Raw genomic sequence first — 19,470 nt, 5'->3', positions numbered from 1 at the left:
CTCTGAGTTGGCTTGCCTGGGAGGGCTTTTGCACAGGCTTCGACATTGACAAGGTGTCGTGCGCGAGCGTGCTGACCGGTCCTCATTTAATGCGGTTCCGGGCTCTCGCCTATAAAGAGCTACAGTTAAAGTTATCTGTATGCTAAATTGGGCGCATGTCAACTACGAGCCTGCCGACGCGAGCGTTTTCGCAGTCTGAGGCGCGCCGCGCGGGGATCGACTCGCGCCAGCTCTATCGGTTGCTTGACAGGCAGCAGATTGAGCGGATCAGTCGCGGACTGTATCGGCGCACTGATCTACCGGTTGCCGATCTTGATCTGGCTGAGATTGCCGGGAGGCGTCCTGATGCGACTATCTGCTTGGAGTCGGCACTTGCACGCCACGAGTTGATTGATGCAATTCCGACTCGGACTGACATCGCGATCCCCCGGGGCCAGCGGCCTGCGAAGACTCAGGCTGCGGTTGAGTGGCATGTGTTTGACCGGCCCACGTTCGAGATTGGTCGCACTCTGCTTGCGACAGGGGACGAAGGTCAGAGCGTCGGACTCTATTCGGCTGAGCGTTCGATCGTCGACGCGTTCAGGCTGCGAGGCACTGTCGGATACGAGACCGGCATCGAGGCGCTGCGCAATTGGTTGAAGCTCCCAGCATCCCAACCCGCCAAGCTATTCGCTATTGCGCAGTCCCTGCCCCGAGCGGTCGGCCCGCTACGAACCGCCCTGGAGATACTGGCATGACCCCGGAGCAGACTTTTACTGCGCTGCAACGCATCGCCCGACAACAGGGGCGCGCTGTGCAGGAACTTCTTACCCTCTACGTGCTCGAGCAGTTTTTGGCGCGTCTGGGGGAGTCCACCTTCGCCGATTCGTTCGTGCTGAAGGGCGGGGTTTTGCTGGCTGGCTACGGTCTTCGGCGGCCGACGCGAGATGTTGACATGCAAGCAATCGACTTCGTGCTCAACGAGGAACACTGCCGGGAGGTGGCCGCCGCGGTAGCGCGGGCTGATGCGGACGACGGTGTCGTGTTCGAGGCGGTCCCGATTCGCATTGAGCAGATTCGTGACGAAGAGGAGTATTCGGGTATCAGGGTGCATATTCGAGCCCACCTTCACAGTGCGCGGATAGCGGTGAAGCTCGACATCAGCACAGGCGACCCGATGTTTCCCGAAGCGCAGCGGGTGACGATGCCGCGCATCCTTGGCGGCGAGTTCACACTGATGGGATATGCGCTCGAAACCGTTATTGCGGAGAAGGCGGTCACTATCTTGCAACGTGGAGTTACGAGCACGCGCTGGCGTGACTACATGGACCTGCGGTCGCTGTCCCGTAGTCGGAGCTTCGAGGCGACCATATTGCTTAAGGCGATCGAGGAAGTGGCGAAGTACCGCGGCGTCATACTGTCAGCCCCTTCTGTCTCACTGAGCGGTCACGATGAAATTGCGCAGCAGAAGTGGGCCGCGTGGCGCACGAAGTCGGATGTTGAGGACATCACCCTAGCCGTCCTCAAAGATCAGCTCACTGAGGTCTCGACATTCCTCGACCCAATTTTCCTGAACACAGTCGATTCTGCGGCAGCGTGGGACCCAACTTCACAAGCCTGGATCTGAAGCCGCTTTCTCTCTTTCTCGATTTCACCGATACGCTGGGATAGCACCAGCTTCCGAGTAATAATCAGATTAACCGTGCCCACATTTCACCCACACTTGGGGAGCACCCCAGTCAACTTGCGGCATCGGAGTCGCGCCCAGTCACCAGTGTTTTGCAGTGATTTTGGGCACTTCCGCAGAGTTCTGCGGGAATGGTTTTCGACTACGGATCAATAGGCCGGGGGTTCAAATCCCTCCGGGCGCACCCAAAAAAGCAGGTCTGATCAGCACTTTCTCGTGGAGTGCGGTTGGGCCTGTTTTTCTTTTGCCCACATTTTGCCCACACTTCACAAAGTTTCGGGTCGAGAATCGCCTCAAAACGAGCGGCGTAGGACTAGGTCGACCCAGTGTTTGCCTGGGATTTGGCCTACCGCGTGGAGGTGACCTATTGACCTCGAAACAATCGCTCTGAGGTCCGGCTTGATGCACTAGCGACTTGCGCCGAACTGAACCCGAAGTCCAGCAGGCCTGGCAGACGCGAGGCATGTGTCGGCGCCTAGGGATACCTGGGTATCGAGGTTGCATCTGCCTTCAATTGTGGCGACCGTTCGGGCTACACAGGCTGTTGATAAGTCGACGAAGTTATACACACCTGTGGATGACACGCCCACTACATCTAGGGTTGGATACCTGTCGGAGGCACGATATATAGTGGTTTTGCTACCTTCTCGATGAGTTTGACGATCGGAGAGACAACTACATATTGCTAAAACACGAAAGCTCTGTCAGCGCCGCTGATGGGGATCAATGGGCTTACAGAGCTAAGTGCATTCTTTGGACGGAATTGCTACTTACTCTAACGGGTGAACCTCGACGATTGCCACTTCTTGAAGTGAAAGTCGTAGCCCTAAATGTCGGCCGACGGCGGGCAGCTAGGAGCAACAAATGAAAACGATTGACGACCTTCTCGACGAGGTCCGCGTGCAAATCGAGCCCACCTCTGGGCCCCTCGATGAAGCTAGGGCTCGACTCACTCTGGTGCGAGATTCGGCTGATTCTTTTCCGGGAGCCCTGCGAACCTATCGCAGCGGCTCGCTTGCGGTTCACACGATGAACAAACCAGTGACGGATGGCGACGGTGGGTTGGTTCTGAACCGGAATTACTATCCACAGCTGGGACCTGATGGCGCCGGTGAAGCTCCGGGAGCTGTTGTCGACGACCTCTGTGCGCATTTAGGGACGCTCATCCGCAAGCAGTATCCGAACGCGACGATCCACAAGTCCAAGCGCGGGCCCGAAGTGCATTTTGGCGCCCCTATCGAGGATCAGGACCCAACCGTCGACTTGGTCGTGGCCCTTAATCGCAAGAATGGTTCAGGAATTTGGATCCCGAACTTAGAGGACGAAGACTGGGATGCTTCCGATCCGGAGAAGCACGTTGGGCTGCTCAACTCAGGTTCATCTTCGTTCCGCTCCATTCGACGGAAAACCATTCGCCTCGCCAAGGCGTGGAACAAGCAGTTCGTTGAACCCGGCATGTCGTCATTTCAGCTATCTGTTTGGGCATGGGAATTCCTTGAGCCAGGAACGGGTGTTGCGCATGGACTGCACACCCTGTTCGATCGCGCAGCTAGTCGTTTGGAGGCGGGCGAGGGCACATCGGACCCAGCCGGCGTATCCGACGATCTGAAGCTCCTCAAGGATGCGGACGTGGTAGCCACATGCCTCCGAAAGGCCTCCAATTCCATCGCAGAGGCTCTTGACGCTGACAACGAAGATGAGCTGCGGAGTGCAGTGAGTGCTGTTTTCTCGAAATACCTCGACGTGCCTTCTGCGTCGGCTCTGAAGGAGTCAGCCCGTTTGCTCTCTACCGCGAAGCCTGTTGCCGCTGCTGCGCTCGGAGTCGCTGTCGCGGCGACCACCACTGCCGGCGCTCGGGCATTCGGTGGAACCCGCTGAGATGGGTGCGCCATGGCGACATCCTCCTTGGTTCGCTAAGCCCGCCGCGCGAATACTCTTCTTGCGTCAGATTGATCAACTTGATGACGTGGCTCTCGCGACGGTCAAGGAATACCGCGGAGGATTCAGCGTGACTTTTACGCTGGAGCCACTAGGGGTGCCGCGGCGTACGGTGATTGTCAGCTTCAAGAGCCACATCCCTCATGTTCGGGTGGACGGACCTTCGGAGTCCCCTCACCGTTACAGCGATGGAACCCTTTGCATGTGGTACCCGGGAGATTCGCGGGATCTTCGATGGATGCCCAGTGATGGCGCTCACAAGCTCGTCGCATATATTGCCGCGCACCTCGTCAGGGAGGAGTGGTGGCGGATGAACGGAGAATGGCTCGGCCCAGAAGTGCGCCATGGTCGTAAAGACCTGCACAATGATCCCAAGCCGGTTCGGAGCAGAAAATGAACAACCTCACTATCGCGAACTTTTTGCAAGATCCTCGACCTCCATCGACGGACTGGCCTTTAGAGCCACTCACATGGGATGGGTTAGCGACGATCATCGCAGCAGCAATCGCCGCTCTGGTTGTAGTCGCCGGATACTTCCTACAGCAGCACTTTGCGCGGCGAGAGAGGCGCGCCTTGATCTACAGTGAAGCCCTTCGCGCGGTCGCGGACTATCTGGAGTCGCCCTACTTGATTAGACGGAAGGATGGTTCGGCCGAGACACGACAGCGTCTAGTCTCACACGTCAGCGAAATCCAGTCCAGAATTGCGTTCTACACCAGCCTCCTGCGGCTGCATGCCCCTGTGAAAGTCAACGAAGCCTATGACGCCCTCGTCCGCTTAGCTCGCGACGAAGCCGGCAGGAACATGACTGCTGCGTGGCATGAGAAGCCAGTCCGAAGCGGCAGGTTTGTCCCTCTCGGAAAAGGTAAGGAGTTCGATCGCAGTCGCAGCGGGATCGCCATGGCGGTTGTTTTGAAAGCAATGGGAGCGCGTTAGAGCCGTTTGAGGCGGTAGCGGAGGTGCTGTCGATGAACGATCCCGCTCAATCTGCGCTGCAGAGTTCTCTGTGAGCGTCTGGTCATTTTGCGACAAACTCGTTACACTTTTGTCTCATGGAGACTCGCAGCGCAATCACACCAGGAGCTTTCCTGCGCCAGCTTCCGGAACGGACATTCGTCCGCAATTCGGACCTCCCCGGTTCTAATGCGGCTCGACGCAATGCTCTCTCACACGCTGCGGCCGATGGAAATTTGATCCGGGTGCGAAATGGCCTTTACTACAAGGGAGCAAAGTCGCGGTTCGGTATGACGCGCCCGTCCAATCGTGATGTTGCACGTGAAGTTCTAGGCAGCGGTGGTGTCGGACCGGCAGGCTTTAGTGCCGCCCGGCATCTGGGTTTAACCACTCAGATTCCGGCTGAGATGCACCTGTCCTTTTGGGGGCCGATTCCGGAAGGAATCGATGGTGTTCGAATTCACAAGCGGAACAATGCTCGTCGACGATCCTTGAATGAGTCGGAGATCGCTCTTCTTGAGGTTCTCAGAGACCCGCAGACATTGGTCGAGAGCGGGTGGGATTCGCTCCTGGCGGTCGCGCGCCGAGAGTTCTCGAGTGGGGGCATGCGGTGGGCAAAACTTCTTGAGTCAATTGATGGCGAGGGTCCGGTCGCCACGAGGACAAACTTCGCGCGCCTTCGCGCGGAACTAGTCGCAGCGTGATCAAATCGCCGCGGCAGATCCGAGCATCTGCCGACGATCTGGAGGCGCTTGTGGACCGCACGGCGGACGCTCTCGGCATCGATCCGGCGTTTGTCGAGAAGGACTTCTGGGTTATCGAAGCCCTTAGGGTTGCGACCGCGACCGCTGCCTCCCACGGAGTGCGCGCGATATTCAAGGGCGGTACGAGCCTCAGCCGTGCATTCGGCATCATCGAACGTTTTTCAGAAGACGTCGACTTGCTGCTGGACTTCCCGGAGGGAATGTCGAAGGGCGCGAGGGATCGGGCAATCAAGACAATCGGTGAGAATGTCCGGCTGCACTTTGGCATCGCGAAGGATAAGGTCGAAGAAGATTCTGTGGGCACCGGTGTGAGGCGTAACTTCCGCCTCTTTTACTCCAACGCAAAGTCGGTGGACGCAATCACCGAAGGAATCTATCTCGAGATCGGAAGTCGTGGCGGCCCGACGCCGTCGCGAGACGTTCCGATTCGATCGATGATTGCCAATCACGCGATAGTGAATCTTAACCTTGCCGAGAGCGAATACGAAGAGTTCGCTCCGGTCCTCACGCACGTCCTTGCACCCGAACGGACACTCATCGAGAAGATCGCCCTACTCGCTGCTGCCGGCCACAAGTTCGACAGTGGTGATCTCGATGCGCTCGCCAAGCATGGGCGACACCTGTACGATATCGCGCGTTTGCTTCAGAACACCGACGTCACCCAGGCTCTGATCAATATGGGACCGGCTGGTATCGTTGAGCTGGCGACGGACATCCACGAGCGAAGCGTGTCCGCGGGATGGCACAGCATTCCACAATCGGATGCGGGCTACCTCAGCTACCCAGTCTTTCAGGATGCCGGTGGTGCCAATGATGCGCTGCGTGCGGCCTACGAACCGGCCAAGCAACTCATTTTCGGGCCGCGGCCGGCGTTCGAGGAATGCATGGCAACAATCATCGGCACCCCACATCATCTATAGCTTGAATAGCCATCTATGAGACCATCGCCTCCCACGCAGCCTGCCCACATTTCACCCACACCTGGGGAGCACCCCAGTCAACTCGTGGCACCGGAGTCGCGCCCAGTCACCAGCGTTTTACAGCGATTTTCGCGACTTCCGCATAGTTCTGCGGGAACGGTTTTCGACTACGGATCAATAGGCCGGGGGTTCAAATCCCTCCGGGCGCACCCAAAAAAGCAGGTCTGACCAGCACTTTCTCGTGGAGTGCGGTCGGGCCTGTTCTCGTTTGCCCACATTCTGCCCACACTTTGCCCACACTTTGCCCACACTTCACAAAGTTTTGGGTCGGATTTCGGCCGAGATGCGGCCTTTGCGACTCGTCCCGGCCCAGTGTTTGCCTGGGATTAGGTCTGCCGCGTCGAAGTGACCTATTGACCTCTGATCGAGGGGCTATGGGTTTGGCAGTTCAAGATGTCTTCATGCGTTGCTGATCAGTGCAGCAGCCCCTCGCTTTCGTAATGCATCAAATGGCACTGTCTCGGAAGGCAATATCGATGTTGACTGGGTTCTAGGCGGAGGAACGGCGCAGTGCGGTGGACGCTGGCTGGCGGTTCTTGAGATCCCGGGCTGACGATGAGCATCTCAAAATCCTAGTTATTCATTAGTGTCTCGGATAAAGTGAGTCGACCTTGAGAAATGAGGCTCCGGCAATGTGGTCAACACGACGAACAGTGAAGTTCACCGCCACCGCGATAACGGCGGTTGCCATGGCCATGGCCATGGCCGTGGTCGCCGTCGCCGTTGGGGAGCGGTGATCAACTATGAACTCTCATCGCCTAAGGCTGCCGGCCGTATTGCTCACAATGGTCGCCGCGTCGCCGCGTCGCCGCGTCGCCGCGTCGCTCGTCGTGGCCACTCTTGGGGGCTGCGGCAACGCGCTGCCCGTTGGCGACAACAGCGAGTTCAGCAGGAAAGCCGCGACCGGTGACGCTTGGCAGGTTGGGGTCCAGCATCCGGTGGGAGATGTCGGCGACTGCGGAGACGATGTCGCGATAGCCGACGGCATCATGAGCGCGGATGCCCCGTCAAGTCGCTACTTGTGGACGCTCACCTCGGAGTCAGATGAAACCGATGCGGAGCGAATAGCCGGCTGTCTGAAGTTGGGGCTCACCGATGGCACGATCACCATCTACGAGCCCGCGGAATAGCTTCGCCAAGAATCCCCCGTAACGGAAAGGTTGCACGATGCGTTCGCTTCTCGCGATATTCATGATGGTGCTGATGAGTCTCGGGCTCGCAGGATGTGCTGGCTTCGGGACTGTCTGTACCGCTGAAGGCTACTTGGGCGTGGCGCGCTTATCCCTTTCGGACCCACGCACGGATATGAGCCTTGAGCTGTGCGATGGTCAGGACTGCGAGCCAGGTGCGCCACCTCAACGTGGTGGCGTGGAGCCGGCAGAAACTTCACCAGCACCTGTCACGGTAGACACGGGGGTGCTGAGTCTGTCGGGCGATAGCGTGGATGGGTGGCGTGCGGATTTCGTCGGGGGCCAACCGGTGGTCGGATATCGCCTTCGTGATACGTCAGGTGAGATCGTCTCGGAAGGCAGCGTGAATGTTGACTGGGTTCGAGTCGGAGGAACGGCGCAGTGTGGCGGGCCTAGAGAAGCGGTTATTGAGCTTCCCGGATGAGGCTGAGCATCTCAGGAATCCTAGTCATTCATCAGTGTCTCGAATAAGGTGAGCTCGGCTGCACCAGTAGGTGACCTCTGAGTTGGCTTGCCTGGGAGGGCTTTTGCACAGGCTTCGACATTGACAAGGTGTCGTGCGCGAGCGTGCTGACCGGTCCTCATTTAATGCGGTTCCGGGCTCTCGCCTATAAAGAGCTACAGTTAAAGTTATCTGTATGCTAAATTGGGCGCATGTCAACTACGAGCCTGCCGACGCGAGCGTTTTCGCAGTCTGAGGCGCGCCGCGCGGGGATCGACTCGCGCCAGCTCTATCGGTTGCTTGACAGGCAGCAGATTGAGCGGATCAGTCGCGGACTGTATCGGCGCACTGATCTACCGGTTGCCGATCTTGATCTGGCTGAGATTGCCGGGAGGCGTCCTGATGCGACTATCTGCTTGGAGTCGGCACTTGCACGCCACGAGTTGATTGATGCAATTCCGACTCGGACTGACATCGCGATCCCCCGGGGCCAGCGGCCTGCGAAGACTCAGGCTGCGGTTGAGTGGCATGTGTTTGACCGGCCCACGTTCGAGATTGGTCGCACTCTGCTTGCGACAGGGGACGAAGGTCAGAGCGTCGGACTCTATTCGGCTGAGCGTTCGATCGTCGACGCGTTCAGGCTGCGAGGCACTGTCGGATACGAGACCGGCATCGAGGCGCTGCGCAATTGGTTGAAGCTCCCAGCATCCCAACCCGCCAAGCTATTCGCTATTGCGCAGTCCCTGCCCCGAGCGGTCGGCCCGCTACGAACCGCCCTGGAGATACTGGCATGACCCCGGAGCAGACTTTTACTGCGCTGCAACGCATCGCCCGACAACAGGGGCGCGCTGTGCAGGAACTTCTTACCCTCTACGTGCTCGAGCAGTTTTTGGCGCGTCTGGGGGAGTCCACCTTCGCCGATTCGTTCGTGCTGAAGGGCGGGGTTTTGCTGGCTGGCTACGGTCTTCGGCGGCCGACGCGAGATGTTGACATGCAAGCAATCGACTTCGTGCTCAACGAGGAACACTGCCGGGAGGTGGCCGCCGCGGTAGCGCGGGCTGATGCGGACGACGGTGTCGTGTTCGAGGCGGTCCCGATTCGCATTGAGCAGATTCGTGACGAAGAGGAGTATTCGGGTATCAGGGTGCATATTCGAGCCCACCTTCACAGTGCGCGGATAGCGGTGAAGCTCGACATCAGCACAGGCGACCCGATGTTTCCCGAAGCGCAGCGGGTGACGATGCCGCGCATCCTTGGCGGCGAGTTCACACTGATGGGATATGCGCTCGAAACCGTTATTGCGGAGAAGGCGGTCACTATCTTGCAACGTGGAGTTACGAGCACGCGCTGGCGTGACTACATGGACCTGCGGTCGCTGTCCCGTAGCCGGAGCTTCGAGGCGACCATATTGCTTAAGGCGACCGAGGAAGTGGCGAAGTACCGCGGCGTCATACTGTCAGCCCCTTCTGTCTCACTGAGCGGTCACGATGAAATTGCGCAGCAGAAGTGGGCCGCGTGGCGCACGAAGTCCGATGTTGAGGACATCACCCTAGCCGTCCTCAAAGATCAGCTCACTGAGGTCTCGACATTCCTCGACCCAATTTTCCTGAACACAGTCGATTCTGCGGCAGCGTGGCACCCAACTTCACAAGCCTGGATCTGAAGCCGCTTTCTCTCTTTCTCGATTTCACCGATACGCTGGGATAGCACCAGCTTCCGAGTAATAATCAGATTAACCGTGCCCACATTTCACCCACACTTGGGGAGCACCCCAGTCAACTTGCGGCATCGGAGTCGCGCTCAGTCACCAGCATTTTGCAGGGATTTAGGACACTTCCGCATAGTTCTGCGGGAATGGTTTTCGACTACGGATCAATAGGCCGGGAGTTCAAATCCCTCCGTGCGCACCAAAAAAAGCAGGTCTGACCACCACTTTCTTATTAAGTGCAGTCGGGCCTGTTTTCGTTTGTCCACATTCTGCCCACACTTTGCCCAGACCTCGAGAAGTTTCGGGCTGTGCTCGGTCAGAAATGGGCTCTTAATGAACCTCAGAAGCCAGCATTTGCCCGGGTTCAATGACATGATGCGCAGTTGACCTATTGACCTATTGACCTATTGACCTATTGACCTATTGACCTATTGACCTATTGACCTATTGACCTATTGACCTATTGACCTATTGACCTCTGATCGAGAGGATAAGGGTCCAGCCGTGCGCGTTGTCCTCACGCGTGATCCATTGATGCAGCAGACCCACCAAGATCATCTTTACCATCGCTTTAGCGACGATCACCATCTCGATGCTCGTCAGCTGCGTTCAGCCCCCGAGGTTGACGAGCCGCGGGATAGTGAAATTTCAACTCCTGAGCATTGCGCTTCGGCTGGGCCGCTTGCGCGCCAATCGTACGTCGTCGCCGCGAGTCGCGAACTGAGCAAGCTCAGTGCTCGGATCACGGGTCAGTCGTGGGCGGATTGAGCATTCCCATCCCCCACGTGTGGGCAATGTCCATCGCTTCCTGCCTCGAGCTCACTCCAAGTTTGCGATAGAGACTTCCGGTGTGCGTTTTGAGGGTGTTTTTGGAGATGAAGAGTTTTTCAGCGATTTCCACGAGAGTGAGGGGTGAGGCTAGCTCACCAAGTATTTCGCGCTCCCTGATTGTTGGCATGGTCAGCTGTTGTGGATGCCCACGCGACTGCTGGACCTCGAAGTACTCGACACTGATAGCGAGAGCGGTCGCCTCGGGCATCAGTATTTGGCTGCGTGCTCGCACGTCGACAAGCTGCTGACCCGCAAGCGTTTCGAGGTTGAACCGCATTCCCGCATTTGCTGCGATGCTCGCGGCCGTGATGAAAGCGTCTTCAGCTGCGGTGGGCAACCCGGTCGATTCGAACGCGAGGGCTCGTGCAACGTAGACGGTCATCAGAGACGTATTCGCGTGTTCCTGACCGCGCTGGATGCATACGTTTGTGGCTTCTATCGCCGCGAACGGATCGCCGCGTGCGATGTGGGCGAGAGCGCGCGTCGACTCGAAGCAGGGAAAATGATCGCCATTCGATGACTCGCCCTCTAACGCCTGAAGGGCGGCACCAGGCTGGTTAGATGCGAGGAGAACTCGGCTAAAAAAGTCTGCCAGCGTTTGACGAAACAGAGGCAAGCTGTTCACAGCTGTCAAGGAACTGAGAAGATTCCTGAGAACGCCGGCTGCCTCCAGATTGTCGCCTATCTGAAACATCGTTTGCACCTCCTGGAGAGTTCTCACTGGTGCCCAGATGTCGTCGAATGGGGGACGGTCACTTGCCGAATCCGTTACCGCGGGGCTCGTGGGCTTCTCACCCGTAAAATACCGAGTTAGGCACTCGCACCACGCGATCTCGGCTGCGGTGTAAGAGTGCGACAGATCCAGTTCTTGTTCTGGCGCGCGAGCGCGATTGATAAGTTCTTGTGTTGCTGCAATTTCACCGTTCACTGTCAATGTGAGGGCCAGCCCGCTGAGCGCTCGGTAGGTGGAAGCTGGGTCGCGGATCGTTTCAGAAAGCGCCAGCGCCTCGTCGTAGTGAATGGCGGCACGGCGAAAGGCGCCATTAGACAATGCCGTCCTAGCGACCGCGAGCAGGTATTCGAGGTGGAGTTCCCCGATGTCGTTGGCTTCCTGGCGGAGGACACGTTCTCGGTCGGCCGTCGTTTCGGCGGCGACCTTTGCTGCCAGTTCCGGCCGTTCCCGATCCAGAAAAATCAACATGCGGGCAATGTGAACAGTCAACCGCGCGCGTGGAGTCAGCGTGCCGAGTTCGGAGTCCTTGGCGCCGAGAATGCGCGCGGCGTACGGTGCTGCGATCGATGCTGAGGGTGAATTCGAACAAATAAGCCAGACCGCCGCGGAAGCCTCAAGGTGGGGAAGCATATCCGTCAACGAGAACATAGAGCACAACTCTCGGGACTTGTCATGACCGTTCAGTCGGCGATAGCTGAGCCAGTGTGCGGCAAACAGGTCGATCGCCGAATTAGATTCCCCGAGGTGTTGTAGCTGCTGTGCGGCGGAGCCCACATCACCGATGGCGACGAAATAGTCGCGGGCTAGTAGATGTAAGTGTTGTCGATTGTGGAGATAGTGGGGCAGCGTGATCGATCTCACGATTTCGCGCACGGAATCGAATAGCCTATAAACGTACTCTCCCTCGGGAGTAGTCCAGGACTCCAGCAATCCCCGTTCCTGCAATGAACGAAGTTCAAGATCGACGCGACCTCCGCTGACTGCAGTCGCGAGGTGGCTTTCGTGGATTTCTGGAATCAGAGCAAGCAGCGCCAGCACGGTCGGTGCGCCCTCAGGCATCAGCTGCTGTGCTGCCTCCACAAGCACGTGGGCGTGTGCTGTCGCCAACGAGATTTCGACATCATGCTGCGGATTGCGCACTACCTCAGAAACGAGCGCGGCAGAGAGCGCAAAATCACCGTGGTGGCGATCGGCTATTCGCGCGGCCACCGCATCAGCAATGGGGAGGTTCAGGCGTGCAAATTCATCACGGAACGCACCGATGTTCACTCGGAGATCGTGTGCGTCGAGGTCTGCGAGATTTTCACCAGAACTTGGCATTGAGCGAAAATTCTCATCCTCAATAAAAAGAATACGCAGTGCCGCAGACTCAGCGGCGAAAGCACCAAGCGCGCTGAGCTCGCTTGGTGCTAGTCGTTGAACCCCAAGTTCGATCACGAGCATCGTTCGTCGACCACGTTTCTGGACGACTCCCCGAGCGTGCGTCCGCCGCTGTGCCAGTGCCCCAGGAGCAGGTATTGCCTGCATCGACGCATGATCCCAGTTCGCGACGGCGATCGCATCGAAAATGGCGCCGAGAGCCTGACGCTGCTGCATCGCCTCTGGCGACAGAGTCAGCCAGATCGTTTCTTGATCGACGACGCTGTGTCGCAACCACGCGGCAACCGCGGCTCTTTTCCCCATTCCGGCTGGAGTGCGGATCCAGGTGAGCGATTGTGCCGCGATGAGAGAGTCAACCCGGGCTTCGAAGGCCGAATTCCTGATCAAATCTTGCGACACTCTGAGCCGTGATCTGCCGTAGATAGGCCCAGTAGGTCGGATCCGAGCTGTGTGGTTGGAAGCCTCCTGCGTGACACAGTTGAACTGGGCTCCATGCGAACCACCAAATGCCGGCCCACGATGACCCTCCCTTCCGCGGCCCTGATGGGGCAACTGAAAACCATCCAGCCGACGACCCCCAAGCCTAGTCACATCCTGGCATTTGGAAATGTGGGAAGTCTTACTCAAAACCTTGTCTGATTCTGATTCTTGTCGACGTTCTGCTTTTTGCTGCAATCGGTACGAGTCGCTATGAGAGAGGGGGCGGCCTTCCGGAAAGCCGCACCCCACGGAGTTCGTCTGACCCGATCAGACAAAACCGTCCAACAACGAGCGCAACCACCGCTTCGTATACCCGAGAAGACAGCGGCGCACTTGTTCAGTCAAGCTTGGCAGAGAAACAGGGAACCAAGACTTTTCGAACGGGTGAGATGCGGGGTGAGGTCACTTCGCATGTCGTGTCTTGATTGGAATCGCTGACAACACCTGCTCCCCCGTTCGAGGGGCAATCTCGTTTAGAGGGGTTAACCGTCCAGCTGAGGTGGGGTGAGAAATTGCAGAACCACCTCACTAGTTGCCGAGGGAGCCCTAACTTTGAGCCAAGCGAACATGATGCACCCGAGAAGAGACAGGATCGTGAAAACTTGAAGACGCTGACGAGACCCAAACGGAGTGACTCCACTCAGGCAGAAGTCGCCGATGATGACAAACTCCGTGCGAAACCCGGCTTCGTCTCTCGTTCCGAGGTGTTCCAAAGTGTCCGTACGGGAGAGCCCATTCGTGTCGGATGCGATTGCGTTGTCGGAACTGATCAAAGCTACAGTGACCGGCTCGAGCTGCCGGAAAATGCTGCCCTCAACGCCCGAGTCGGCATATCCCGGTGAAATCGCCCCATTGAGAAAGATACTTTTCATGCGCAGTATTACCCGCGCAATCATCGCCTTTTGGGCGAGCCCTGTATAACTAAATTATTCTCGCTAAATCCCGATGCATGGCCTTGACTGGCCCATTTTAGGAGTGCTGCAATTGATTACTAAGTCCGCCCCAAACTCATCCCAGCGGACAGGGTTTCGCAAGATTCTCGCCATGGGTACCCTGCTAGTTCTAGCGACCGCAGGTTTGAGCGGGATCGCTCAGAGCGCGTCGGCGACAGCTGCGGTGGGGGATAGTTCAGGAATTTGGTACGTTGACGCAAGCGTTTCCACATCGGGTGACGGGACGTCAGAGAGTGAAGCTTTCAACACAATTGCTGACGCGATTATTAATGATGCCACCAAAGCTGGCGACACTATTCAGGTGTTGGAGGGTGACTATTCTGGCTTCACAGTCAGCAAGCCAGTGAACATTGTGGGGCCCAATCACGGGATTCATCCCCAGGACATGTCAAAGGACGTGCCCACACCCAACCAGGACCGCCTTACCGGCGAAGCCGTGATCAAGGGGATGGTGACTTTTCAGGCCGGTATCGACGACATCACCATCAGCGGGTTCAAGATTGTTACCCCAACAGAGTCTGCTGGGGTCAAGGCAACCACCAGCGACAACGTGACCATTACCTATAACGACTTTTCGTCCGGGTCACAGCCGATTGACGGGCAGAATGGTTCGGCGAGCACATGGGTTATCTCCCACAACAGAATTGATGATATTACCGGGGACAACAAAACAGCTATCTACTTGGTTAACATCATTGACTTGACCGTGGAAAACAACTTTATCCGGCATGACAACCCGGAAGCTGACGGCCGCCGAGGGGTGAACTTGGACAGCAGTAGCAACGTGACTTTAACAGGCAACAACATTGGCATGGGGGCTCGGGATGACCAGTTTGAGGGGACTAAATGGGCTGTTCAACTCGCGATGGACGAGGGCGCGGTCGATAGTGTCACAATTGAAAGTAACTGGATTCGTGGTGCAAACACAGGCATATTGGGCCTAAGTAAAAACAGCCTGACGAATGTTGTAATCCGTCAGAACACGATTTCTGACACCCGCCGCGCCATCGCTCTAGACCGAGGGAGCGTGGCGCCACCCTCAGGAGTTAGCCCCGTGATAGCTGGCCTAGAGGTTTCTGGCAACGACATTGCATTCTCAGAGTTTGGTGTGGGGTTGAGTGGTGTCGCCGATTGGTTGCACAATAACGAATTCAAGTACTCCGACGTCGCTATCTCGGGAAATAAGTTCACATTGTCCCAGCCCACCCCAGCGGACAGCTCGTGTACGGCCGGTGAAGGGGAGTGTAAGCCGGTCAGTGTCTACAAAGAAACGATCATCGATGGCTCAAATACGGGGAAAATTAACGCCAGGGGCAACTGGTGGGGCACCGCAGCGGGCCCTTCAGCCAACCAACAAGAAGAAAGTCAGGTGGACAGCGGAGGATGGATAAGCGCCTACGATGATGATCCTGCTAAAGAAGGCCAACCCGGTTTCTGGCCGGACTCACCTGCCATAATTCCTCTCGATGTGGTTCTCGATGACACAAAACCGACGGTAACGGTGACGGACTCAGCCCAGTCTCTGGTCATCGAGGTGGGTGGCGGCACGACGGATGCTGGGGTCGACTACAAGGAACTCCTCGCCGACGGGAAAGGCACCATCCCGCAGACCACAATCACGACGAGCGACGGCGTCACAGTGGGGATCCCACAGACACGCGTTACCGCAACCGATAAGGACTGGGACGGCGTAATCAAGGCGCCGACAATCGTGCCCAATAGTTCAATCACTATCCCGGCCGAGTCGGGAACCACAGTCACCATCGCGACGGCGATCGAGGTCGGAGCTGGCGACATTGGGCTGACGTTCGACAACGGAGTCCGGCTTCTGCTGCCAAGCGACGGCGACAAGCTCGTCGGATTCGTACGCAATGGCACGTTCACGCCCATCACGACGAAATGCTCGGCAGACAACCAAACCGCAGGCGATGCGCTCGCTGCCGGCGGCGACTGTTACATCTCGGTCGGGGCGGACATGGTGATTTGGACGAAGCACTTCACGACCTTCGTCGCCTACAGCTCTGTCGCGGCCACGCCCGCACTCGCCGCCACGCCCGCACTCGCCGCCACCGGCGCTGACGCTCCCGGCCCCGTGCTCTGGGCCGCTGGCGCACTGCTGCTCGTGCTCGGTTCTGCGCTGCTTGTAGCAAGACGCCGCGTCCCCGCAAAGCGCCAGCCGGAGTTTCCTGGCTAGCTGAGGCTGGAGTCCTAAATGTCGCCAAGACGCTCAAAGATGACCCCCTACAGAGGATCATCCACGAAGGACTGCTGGCACACATGACGAAGCAGTGGCCGCTGCATAGTGAGCTGATGCTCGCGATGCGCATCCAAGAGCTCGGCATCCAGCTCAAGGACGGCGATGACATTGGCCGTTCTCAACGATCAGCTCACTGACGTGTCGTCATTCCTTGATCCAGTCTTCGTGCACGCGGTCGATCCTGAGCGAGCGTGGGACCCAACTTCAAAAACCTGGAGCTGAGGGCGCTTTTCTCTTTCCTTAGTTTCACCAACGGAGCGAAGATATGGCTCTTTGCTGAGCAATAATTAAGTTAACCGTGCCCACATTTCACCCACACTTGGGGAGCACCCCAGTCAGCTTGCGGCATCAGGGTCGTGCGGACGGCCTCTCCATCCGCCTGGCCCAGACTCCGAACAGGTGCCACGGTTGTCAGCGCCCGTTCCGCACGCCGGCGTCGCGCCAGCAGCCAGTTGAGGAAGCAGCAGTCCTGCAGCAGCCTCGGGATCGAGAAGTCGATGGTGCCGGCAGCTGTTGTGGCAATTAACCTGCTCGTGTGTAACGGCAAACTGGCACAAATTTCGGGGTTAACACCGGGCACGGGGCGTCCGGAGCCGATGTCACGCAACACCCAACTGGACATCTGGACTGAATTAGCACACACTAATGTTGTGTTAATAACCAACGGCCGCACAATCGCTGGTGCCGACTCTTCCCATTCGGCACCGCAGGGTCATGAGGCGCGCACCCGCGACAGGGTCCGACAGACGATCGCTGAGGACGGCCCCCTCACTGCGGCCGACCTCGCTTCGCGCTTGGGGGTGACGTCCGCCGCGGTTCGCCGTCACCTTGACCTGCTCGCCGACAACGGCACCATCGAGGAACGAACACTCGCCATCGCTGGCGGTCGCAGTCGCGGGCGGCCCGCCCGCGCATACATTCTTTCCGAGGCTGGTCATGCTGGGATGGAAAGTGACTACGCCAACCTGGCAGCCTCCGCCTTGCAATTTCTCGCTAAACATGCCGGTGCGGATGCCGTCGACGAGTTCGCCCGTGAACATAGTGCACAGTTCGAGGCACGGTATGCCGCACAACTTGCCACGGTAGGCACGGATGTCGCCGCCCGCGCACAGGCACTGGCGACAGCACTGAGCGCCGACGGTTTCGCCGCGTCTACGCGACCCGTTGGACCGGACATGCCCACGGCCGGTGTCCAGCTGTGCCAAGGGCATTGCCCGATTCAGCACGTCGCAACCCAGTTCCCGGCGTTCTGCGACGCTGAGGCTGATGCGTTCTCACAACTGCTCGGGGTTCGTGTCGAACGCCAGACGACTCTTGCCAATGGGGAGCACGCCTGCACTACGTTCATCCCCCTGAGTGCCGTCCCGGTCACGACGCCGTCAGGCACGATCAGCCCTGATAACGACTCAATCCAGTGAGCACCGCTGAGGGGCTACACCCCGGTCTGACCAGCCCCACCGTGGCCGATAACGCCCTAGGTAGGGCATTCACCAGACTAGAGTCAGCCGCCATCCGCAGTGACTTCGCCGTCCTGTCCCGCTCCGTGAGCAACGGGAAGCCGTTGGTGTACCTCGACTCCGGGGCGACGTCACACAAACCGCGCCAGGTGCTCGATGCCGAGCGCGCGTTCTACGAACAGCGCAACTCCGTCGTTCACCGCGGCGCTCACCAGCTTGCCGAAGAGGCGACCGACGCATTCGAGTCCGCTCGCGAAACGGTGGCTCAGTTTATCGGCGCACAGTCACGGGAGGTCGTGTTCACCAAGAACGCCACCGAAGCGATAAACCTCGTAGCCTATGCGTTCAGCAATGCCGCGGCTACGGGGGCAATGGATGGCGTCAACCCTGCTATCGCTGCACGATTCGCTCTTGGTGAAGGCGATGAGATCGTCATCACCGAGATGGAGCACCACGCCAACCTCATCCCGTGGCAGGAGCTCGTTCGGCGCACGGGTGCCACCCTGCGCTGGATCGGGGTCACCGACGATGGCCGCCTTGACCTCGCCGACCTGAACACGGTGATCACCGACCGCACCAAGGTTGTCGCGTTCACTCATGTGTCCAACGTTGTGGGCACAACCAATCCGGTTGCTGCCATTGTCGATCGGGCTCGCGAGGTCGGCGCGCTGACGGTTTTGGACGCCTGTCAGTCGGTGCCGCACCTCGCTGTTGACGTGGTTGATCTCGGCGTTGATTTCTTAGCTTTCAGCGGGCACAAGATGCTCGGCCCGATGGGGGTCGGCGTCCTGTGGGGCCGTTACGAACTCCTAGCTACCATGCCTCCGTTCCTTACTGGGGGCTCGATGATCGAGACCGTCCGGATGGAGGGCTCGACCTACGCTGCTCCACCGCAGCGATTCGAGGCCGGTGTCCCGATGGTCGCCCAGGCAGTTGGTCTGGCTGCGGCCTGCGACTACCTGACCGGTGTGGGCATGCCTCGGGTGACGGCCCATGAGCTCGCCCTCACCGAAGCACTACTCGCCGGCCTCGCAATACGTCCCTGGGTTCGGGTCATCGGACCAGTCGACGGCCGGGACCGTTCCGGCGCTGTCTCCTTCGTGGTCGACGGTGTCCACGCGCATGACGTCGGTCAGATTCTCGACGATGCCGGGGTCGCCGTCCGGGTAGGTCACCATTGTGCGTGGCCCCTACATCAGCGGCTAAAGGTACCGGCGACAACGCGAGCCAGCTTCGGGCTATACAACACGGGCGCTGAGGTCGAGACGCTGCTGAGTGCTCTCGACCAGGTGGCCGCGCTTTTTGGCGTCACAGCTTTCGCCTCCACAGCCACTGTGCGCGGCATGCTTTCCGGCGAACGAGAAGAAGGAGCATCATGACGTACGTCATTGCGTTGCCGTGCGTAGATGTCAAGGACAAGGCCTGTATCGATGAATGCCCAGTCGATTGCATCTATGAGGGTGATCGAATGCTCTACATCCAGCCCGATGAGTGCATCGACTGCGGTGCTTGTGAACCTGTGTGCCCGGTCGAGGCGATCTATTACGAAGATGACGTGCCGGAGGCGTGGGCGGACTATTACACGGTCAACGTCGACTTCTTCGCTGAGGTGGGCTCACCCGGCGGGGCGGCCAAGATCGGTGCAATACCCGGAGACCACCCATTGGTAGCAGCGCTGCCCCCGCAGGAGCACTGACCGAAACACTGATCGGCACACCGACTGTGACCAACTGACAG

Annotated in this window: 16 protein-coding genes and 1 pseudogene; 14 read left to right on the top strand and 3 right to left on the bottom strand. The window is 58.4% G+C overall.

What is annotated here, in order from left to right; all coding sequences use genetic code 11:
• Positions 1-155 precede the first annotated feature (155 nt).
• The 10 genes from FB472_RS05695 (at position 156) to FB472_RS05650 (ending at position 9,597) form a co-directional block, all read left to right on the top strand.
• Positions 156-737, top strand: a complete 582-nt coding sequence (locus tag FB472_RS05695; protein WP_141990060.1) for a type IV toxin-antitoxin system AbiEi family antitoxin domain-containing protein — start codon at positions 156-158, stop codon at positions 735-737.
• Positions 734-1,606, top strand: a complete 873-nt coding sequence (locus FB472_RS05690; RefSeq protein ID WP_141990071.1) for a nucleotidyl transferase AbiEii/AbiGii toxin family protein — start codon at positions 734-736, stop codon at positions 1,604-1,606. Before FB472_RS05695 ends, FB472_RS05690 begins: the two co-directional genes overlap by 4 nt.
• Before the next feature lie 924 nt (positions 1,607-2,530).
• Entirely contained in the window at positions 2,531-3,544 is a 1,014-nt protein-coding gene (locus FB472_RS05685; protein ID WP_141990070.1) for a nucleotidyltransferase family protein, read from the top strand.
• 61 nt (positions 3,545-3,605) lie between these two features.
• Entirely contained in the window at positions 3,606-4,001 is a 396-nt protein-coding gene (locus FB472_RS05680) for a type II CBASS E2 protein (protein ID WP_141990069.1), read from the top strand.
• Entirely contained in the window at positions 3,998-4,540 is a 543-nt protein-coding gene (locus tag FB472_RS05675; RefSeq protein ID WP_141990067.1) for a hypothetical protein, read from the top strand. Before FB472_RS05680 ends, FB472_RS05675 begins: the two co-directional genes overlap by 4 nt.
• 116 nt (positions 4,541-4,656) lie before the next feature.
• Positions 4,657-5,262 (top strand): hypothetical protein, encoded by a 606-nt coding sequence (locus FB472_RS05670; protein ID WP_141990065.1) that lies wholly within the window; start codon positions 4,657-4,659, stop codon positions 5,260-5,262.
• Entirely contained in the window at positions 5,259-6,242 is a 984-nt protein-coding gene (locus FB472_RS05665) for a nucleotidyl transferase AbiEii/AbiGii toxin family protein (RefSeq protein WP_141990063.1), read from the top strand. Before FB472_RS05670 ends, FB472_RS05665 begins: the two co-directional genes overlap by 4 nt.
• Before the next feature lie 803 nt (positions 6,243-7,045).
• The gene (locus tag FB472_RS05660; RefSeq protein ID WP_141990061.1) at positions 7,046-7,432 is read left to right on the top strand and encodes a hypothetical protein; all 387 of its coding nucleotides are present in this window, start codon (positions 7,046-7,048) and stop codon (positions 7,430-7,432) included.
• A 714-nt stretch (positions 7,433-8,146) separates the two neighbouring features.
• Positions 8,147-8,728, top strand: coding sequence for a type IV toxin-antitoxin system AbiEi family antitoxin domain-containing protein (locus tag FB472_RS05655; protein WP_141990060.1), 582 nt, complete (start codon positions 8,147-8,149; stop codon positions 8,726-8,728).
• The gene (locus FB472_RS05650; RefSeq protein ID WP_141990058.1) at positions 8,725-9,597 is read left to right on the top strand and encodes a nucleotidyl transferase AbiEii/AbiGii toxin family protein; all 873 of its coding nucleotides are present in this window, start codon (positions 8,725-8,727) and stop codon (positions 9,595-9,597) included. The genes FB472_RS05655 and FB472_RS05650 overlap by 4 nt, the downstream gene beginning before the upstream one ends.
• A gap of 787 nt (positions 9,598-10,384) precedes the next feature.
• Here FB472_RS05650 and FB472_RS14335 read toward each other — a convergent pair.
• The gene (locus FB472_RS14335) at positions 10,385-12,973 is read right to left on the bottom strand and encodes a helix-turn-helix transcriptional regulator (protein WP_170192024.1); all 2,589 of its coding nucleotides are present in this window, start codon (positions 12,971-12,973) and stop codon (positions 10,385-10,387) included.
• A gap of 575 nt (positions 12,974-13,548) precedes the next feature.
• On the bottom strand, positions 13,549-13,938 hold the full coding sequence (locus tag FB472_RS05640) for a hypothetical protein (protein WP_141990055.1): 390 nt from the start codon (positions 13,936-13,938) through the stop codon (positions 13,549-13,551).
• A 172-nt stretch (positions 13,939-14,110) separates the two neighbouring features.
• Between FB472_RS05640 and FB472_RS05635 the strand changes: the two genes are divergently transcribed.
• Positions 14,111-16,213 (top strand): right-handed parallel beta-helix repeat-containing protein, encoded by a 2,103-nt coding sequence (locus FB472_RS05635; RefSeq protein WP_170192023.1) that lies wholly within the window; start codon positions 14,111-14,113, stop codon positions 16,211-16,213.
• Positions 16,214-16,642: 429 nt separating this feature from the next.
• Here the strand turns inward: FB472_RS05635 and FB472_RS14330 are convergent.
• Positions 16,643-16,790: pseudogene (locus FB472_RS14330) on the bottom strand (IS256-like element IS1395 family transposase); the annotation flags it as partial.
• 136 nt (positions 16,791-16,926) lie between these two features.
• Between FB472_RS14330 and FB472_RS05630 the strand changes: the two are divergent.
• Genes FB472_RS05630 through fdxA form a run of 3 tightly spaced genes read left to right on the top strand, consistent with a single transcriptional unit; the run spans position 16,927 to position 19,429 of the window.
• Positions 16,927-17,694, top strand: a complete 768-nt coding sequence (locus FB472_RS05630) for a helix-turn-helix transcriptional regulator (RefSeq protein WP_246078100.1) — start codon at positions 16,927-16,929, stop codon at positions 17,692-17,694.
• Positions 17,695-17,735: 41 nt separating this feature from the next.
• Positions 17,736-19,112, top strand: coding sequence for a cysteine desulfurase (locus FB472_RS05625; protein WP_141991483.1), 1,377 nt, complete (start codon positions 17,736-17,738; stop codon positions 19,110-19,112).
• Positions 19,109-19,429: a ferredoxin gene (gene fdxA / locus FB472_RS05620; protein WP_021808708.1), complete on the top strand. Its 321-nt coding sequence runs from the start codon at positions 19,109-19,111 to the stop codon at positions 19,427-19,429. Before FB472_RS05625 ends, fdxA begins: the two co-directional genes overlap by 4 nt.
• Positions 19,430-19,470: the final 41 nt, after the last annotated feature.

The organism is Rhodoglobus vestalii (genome assembly GCF_006788895.1).
GTDB lineage: Bacteria > Actinomycetota > Actinomycetes > Actinomycetales > Microbacteriaceae > Rhodoglobus > Rhodoglobus vestalii.
The sequence above is the reverse complement of the archived record's forward strand: the minus strand, read 5'-3'. Positions and strand labels throughout refer to the sequence as shown.

What these genes read in the sequence shown, in the direction of transcription:
- FB472_RS05695 (WP_141990060.1), top strand. Translation starts at nt 156, where the DNA reads ATGTCAACTACGAGCCTGCCGACGCGAGCGTTTTCGCAGTCTGAGGCG.
- FB472_RS05690 (WP_141990071.1), top strand. Translation starts at nt 734, where the DNA reads ATGACCCCGGAGCAGACTTTTACTGCGCTGCAACGCATCGCCCGACAA.
- FB472_RS05685 (WP_141990070.1), top strand. Translation starts at nt 2,531, where the DNA reads ATGAAAACGATTGACGACCTTCTCGACGAGGTCCGCGTGCAAATCGAG.
- FB472_RS05675 (WP_141990067.1), top strand. Translation starts at nt 3,998, where the DNA reads ATGAACAACCTCACTATCGCGAACTTTTTGCAAGATCCTCGACCTCCA.
- FB472_RS05670 (WP_141990065.1), top strand. Translation starts at nt 4,657, where the DNA reads ATGGAGACTCGCAGCGCAATCACACCAGGAGCTTTCCTGCGCCAGCTT.
- FB472_RS05660 (WP_141990061.1), top strand. Translation starts at nt 7,046, where the DNA reads ATGAACTCTCATCGCCTAAGGCTGCCGGCCGTATTGCTCACAATGGTC.
- FB472_RS05655 (WP_141990060.1), top strand. Translation starts at nt 8,147, where the DNA reads ATGTCAACTACGAGCCTGCCGACGCGAGCGTTTTCGCAGTCTGAGGCG.
- FB472_RS05650 (WP_141990058.1), top strand. Translation starts at nt 8,725, where the DNA reads ATGACCCCGGAGCAGACTTTTACTGCGCTGCAACGCATCGCCCGACAA.
- FB472_RS05640 (WP_141990055.1), bottom strand. Translation starts at nt 13,938, where the DNA reads ATGAAAAGTATCTTTCTCAATGGGGCGATTTCACCGGGATATGCCGAC.
- FB472_RS05635 (WP_170192023.1), top strand. Translation starts at nt 14,111, where the DNA reads ATGGGTACCCTGCTAGTTCTAGCGACCGCAGGTTTGAGCGGGATCGCT.
- fdxA (WP_021808708.1), top strand. Translation starts at nt 19,109, where the DNA reads ATGACGTACGTCATTGCGTTGCCGTGCGTAGATGTCAAGGACAAGGCC.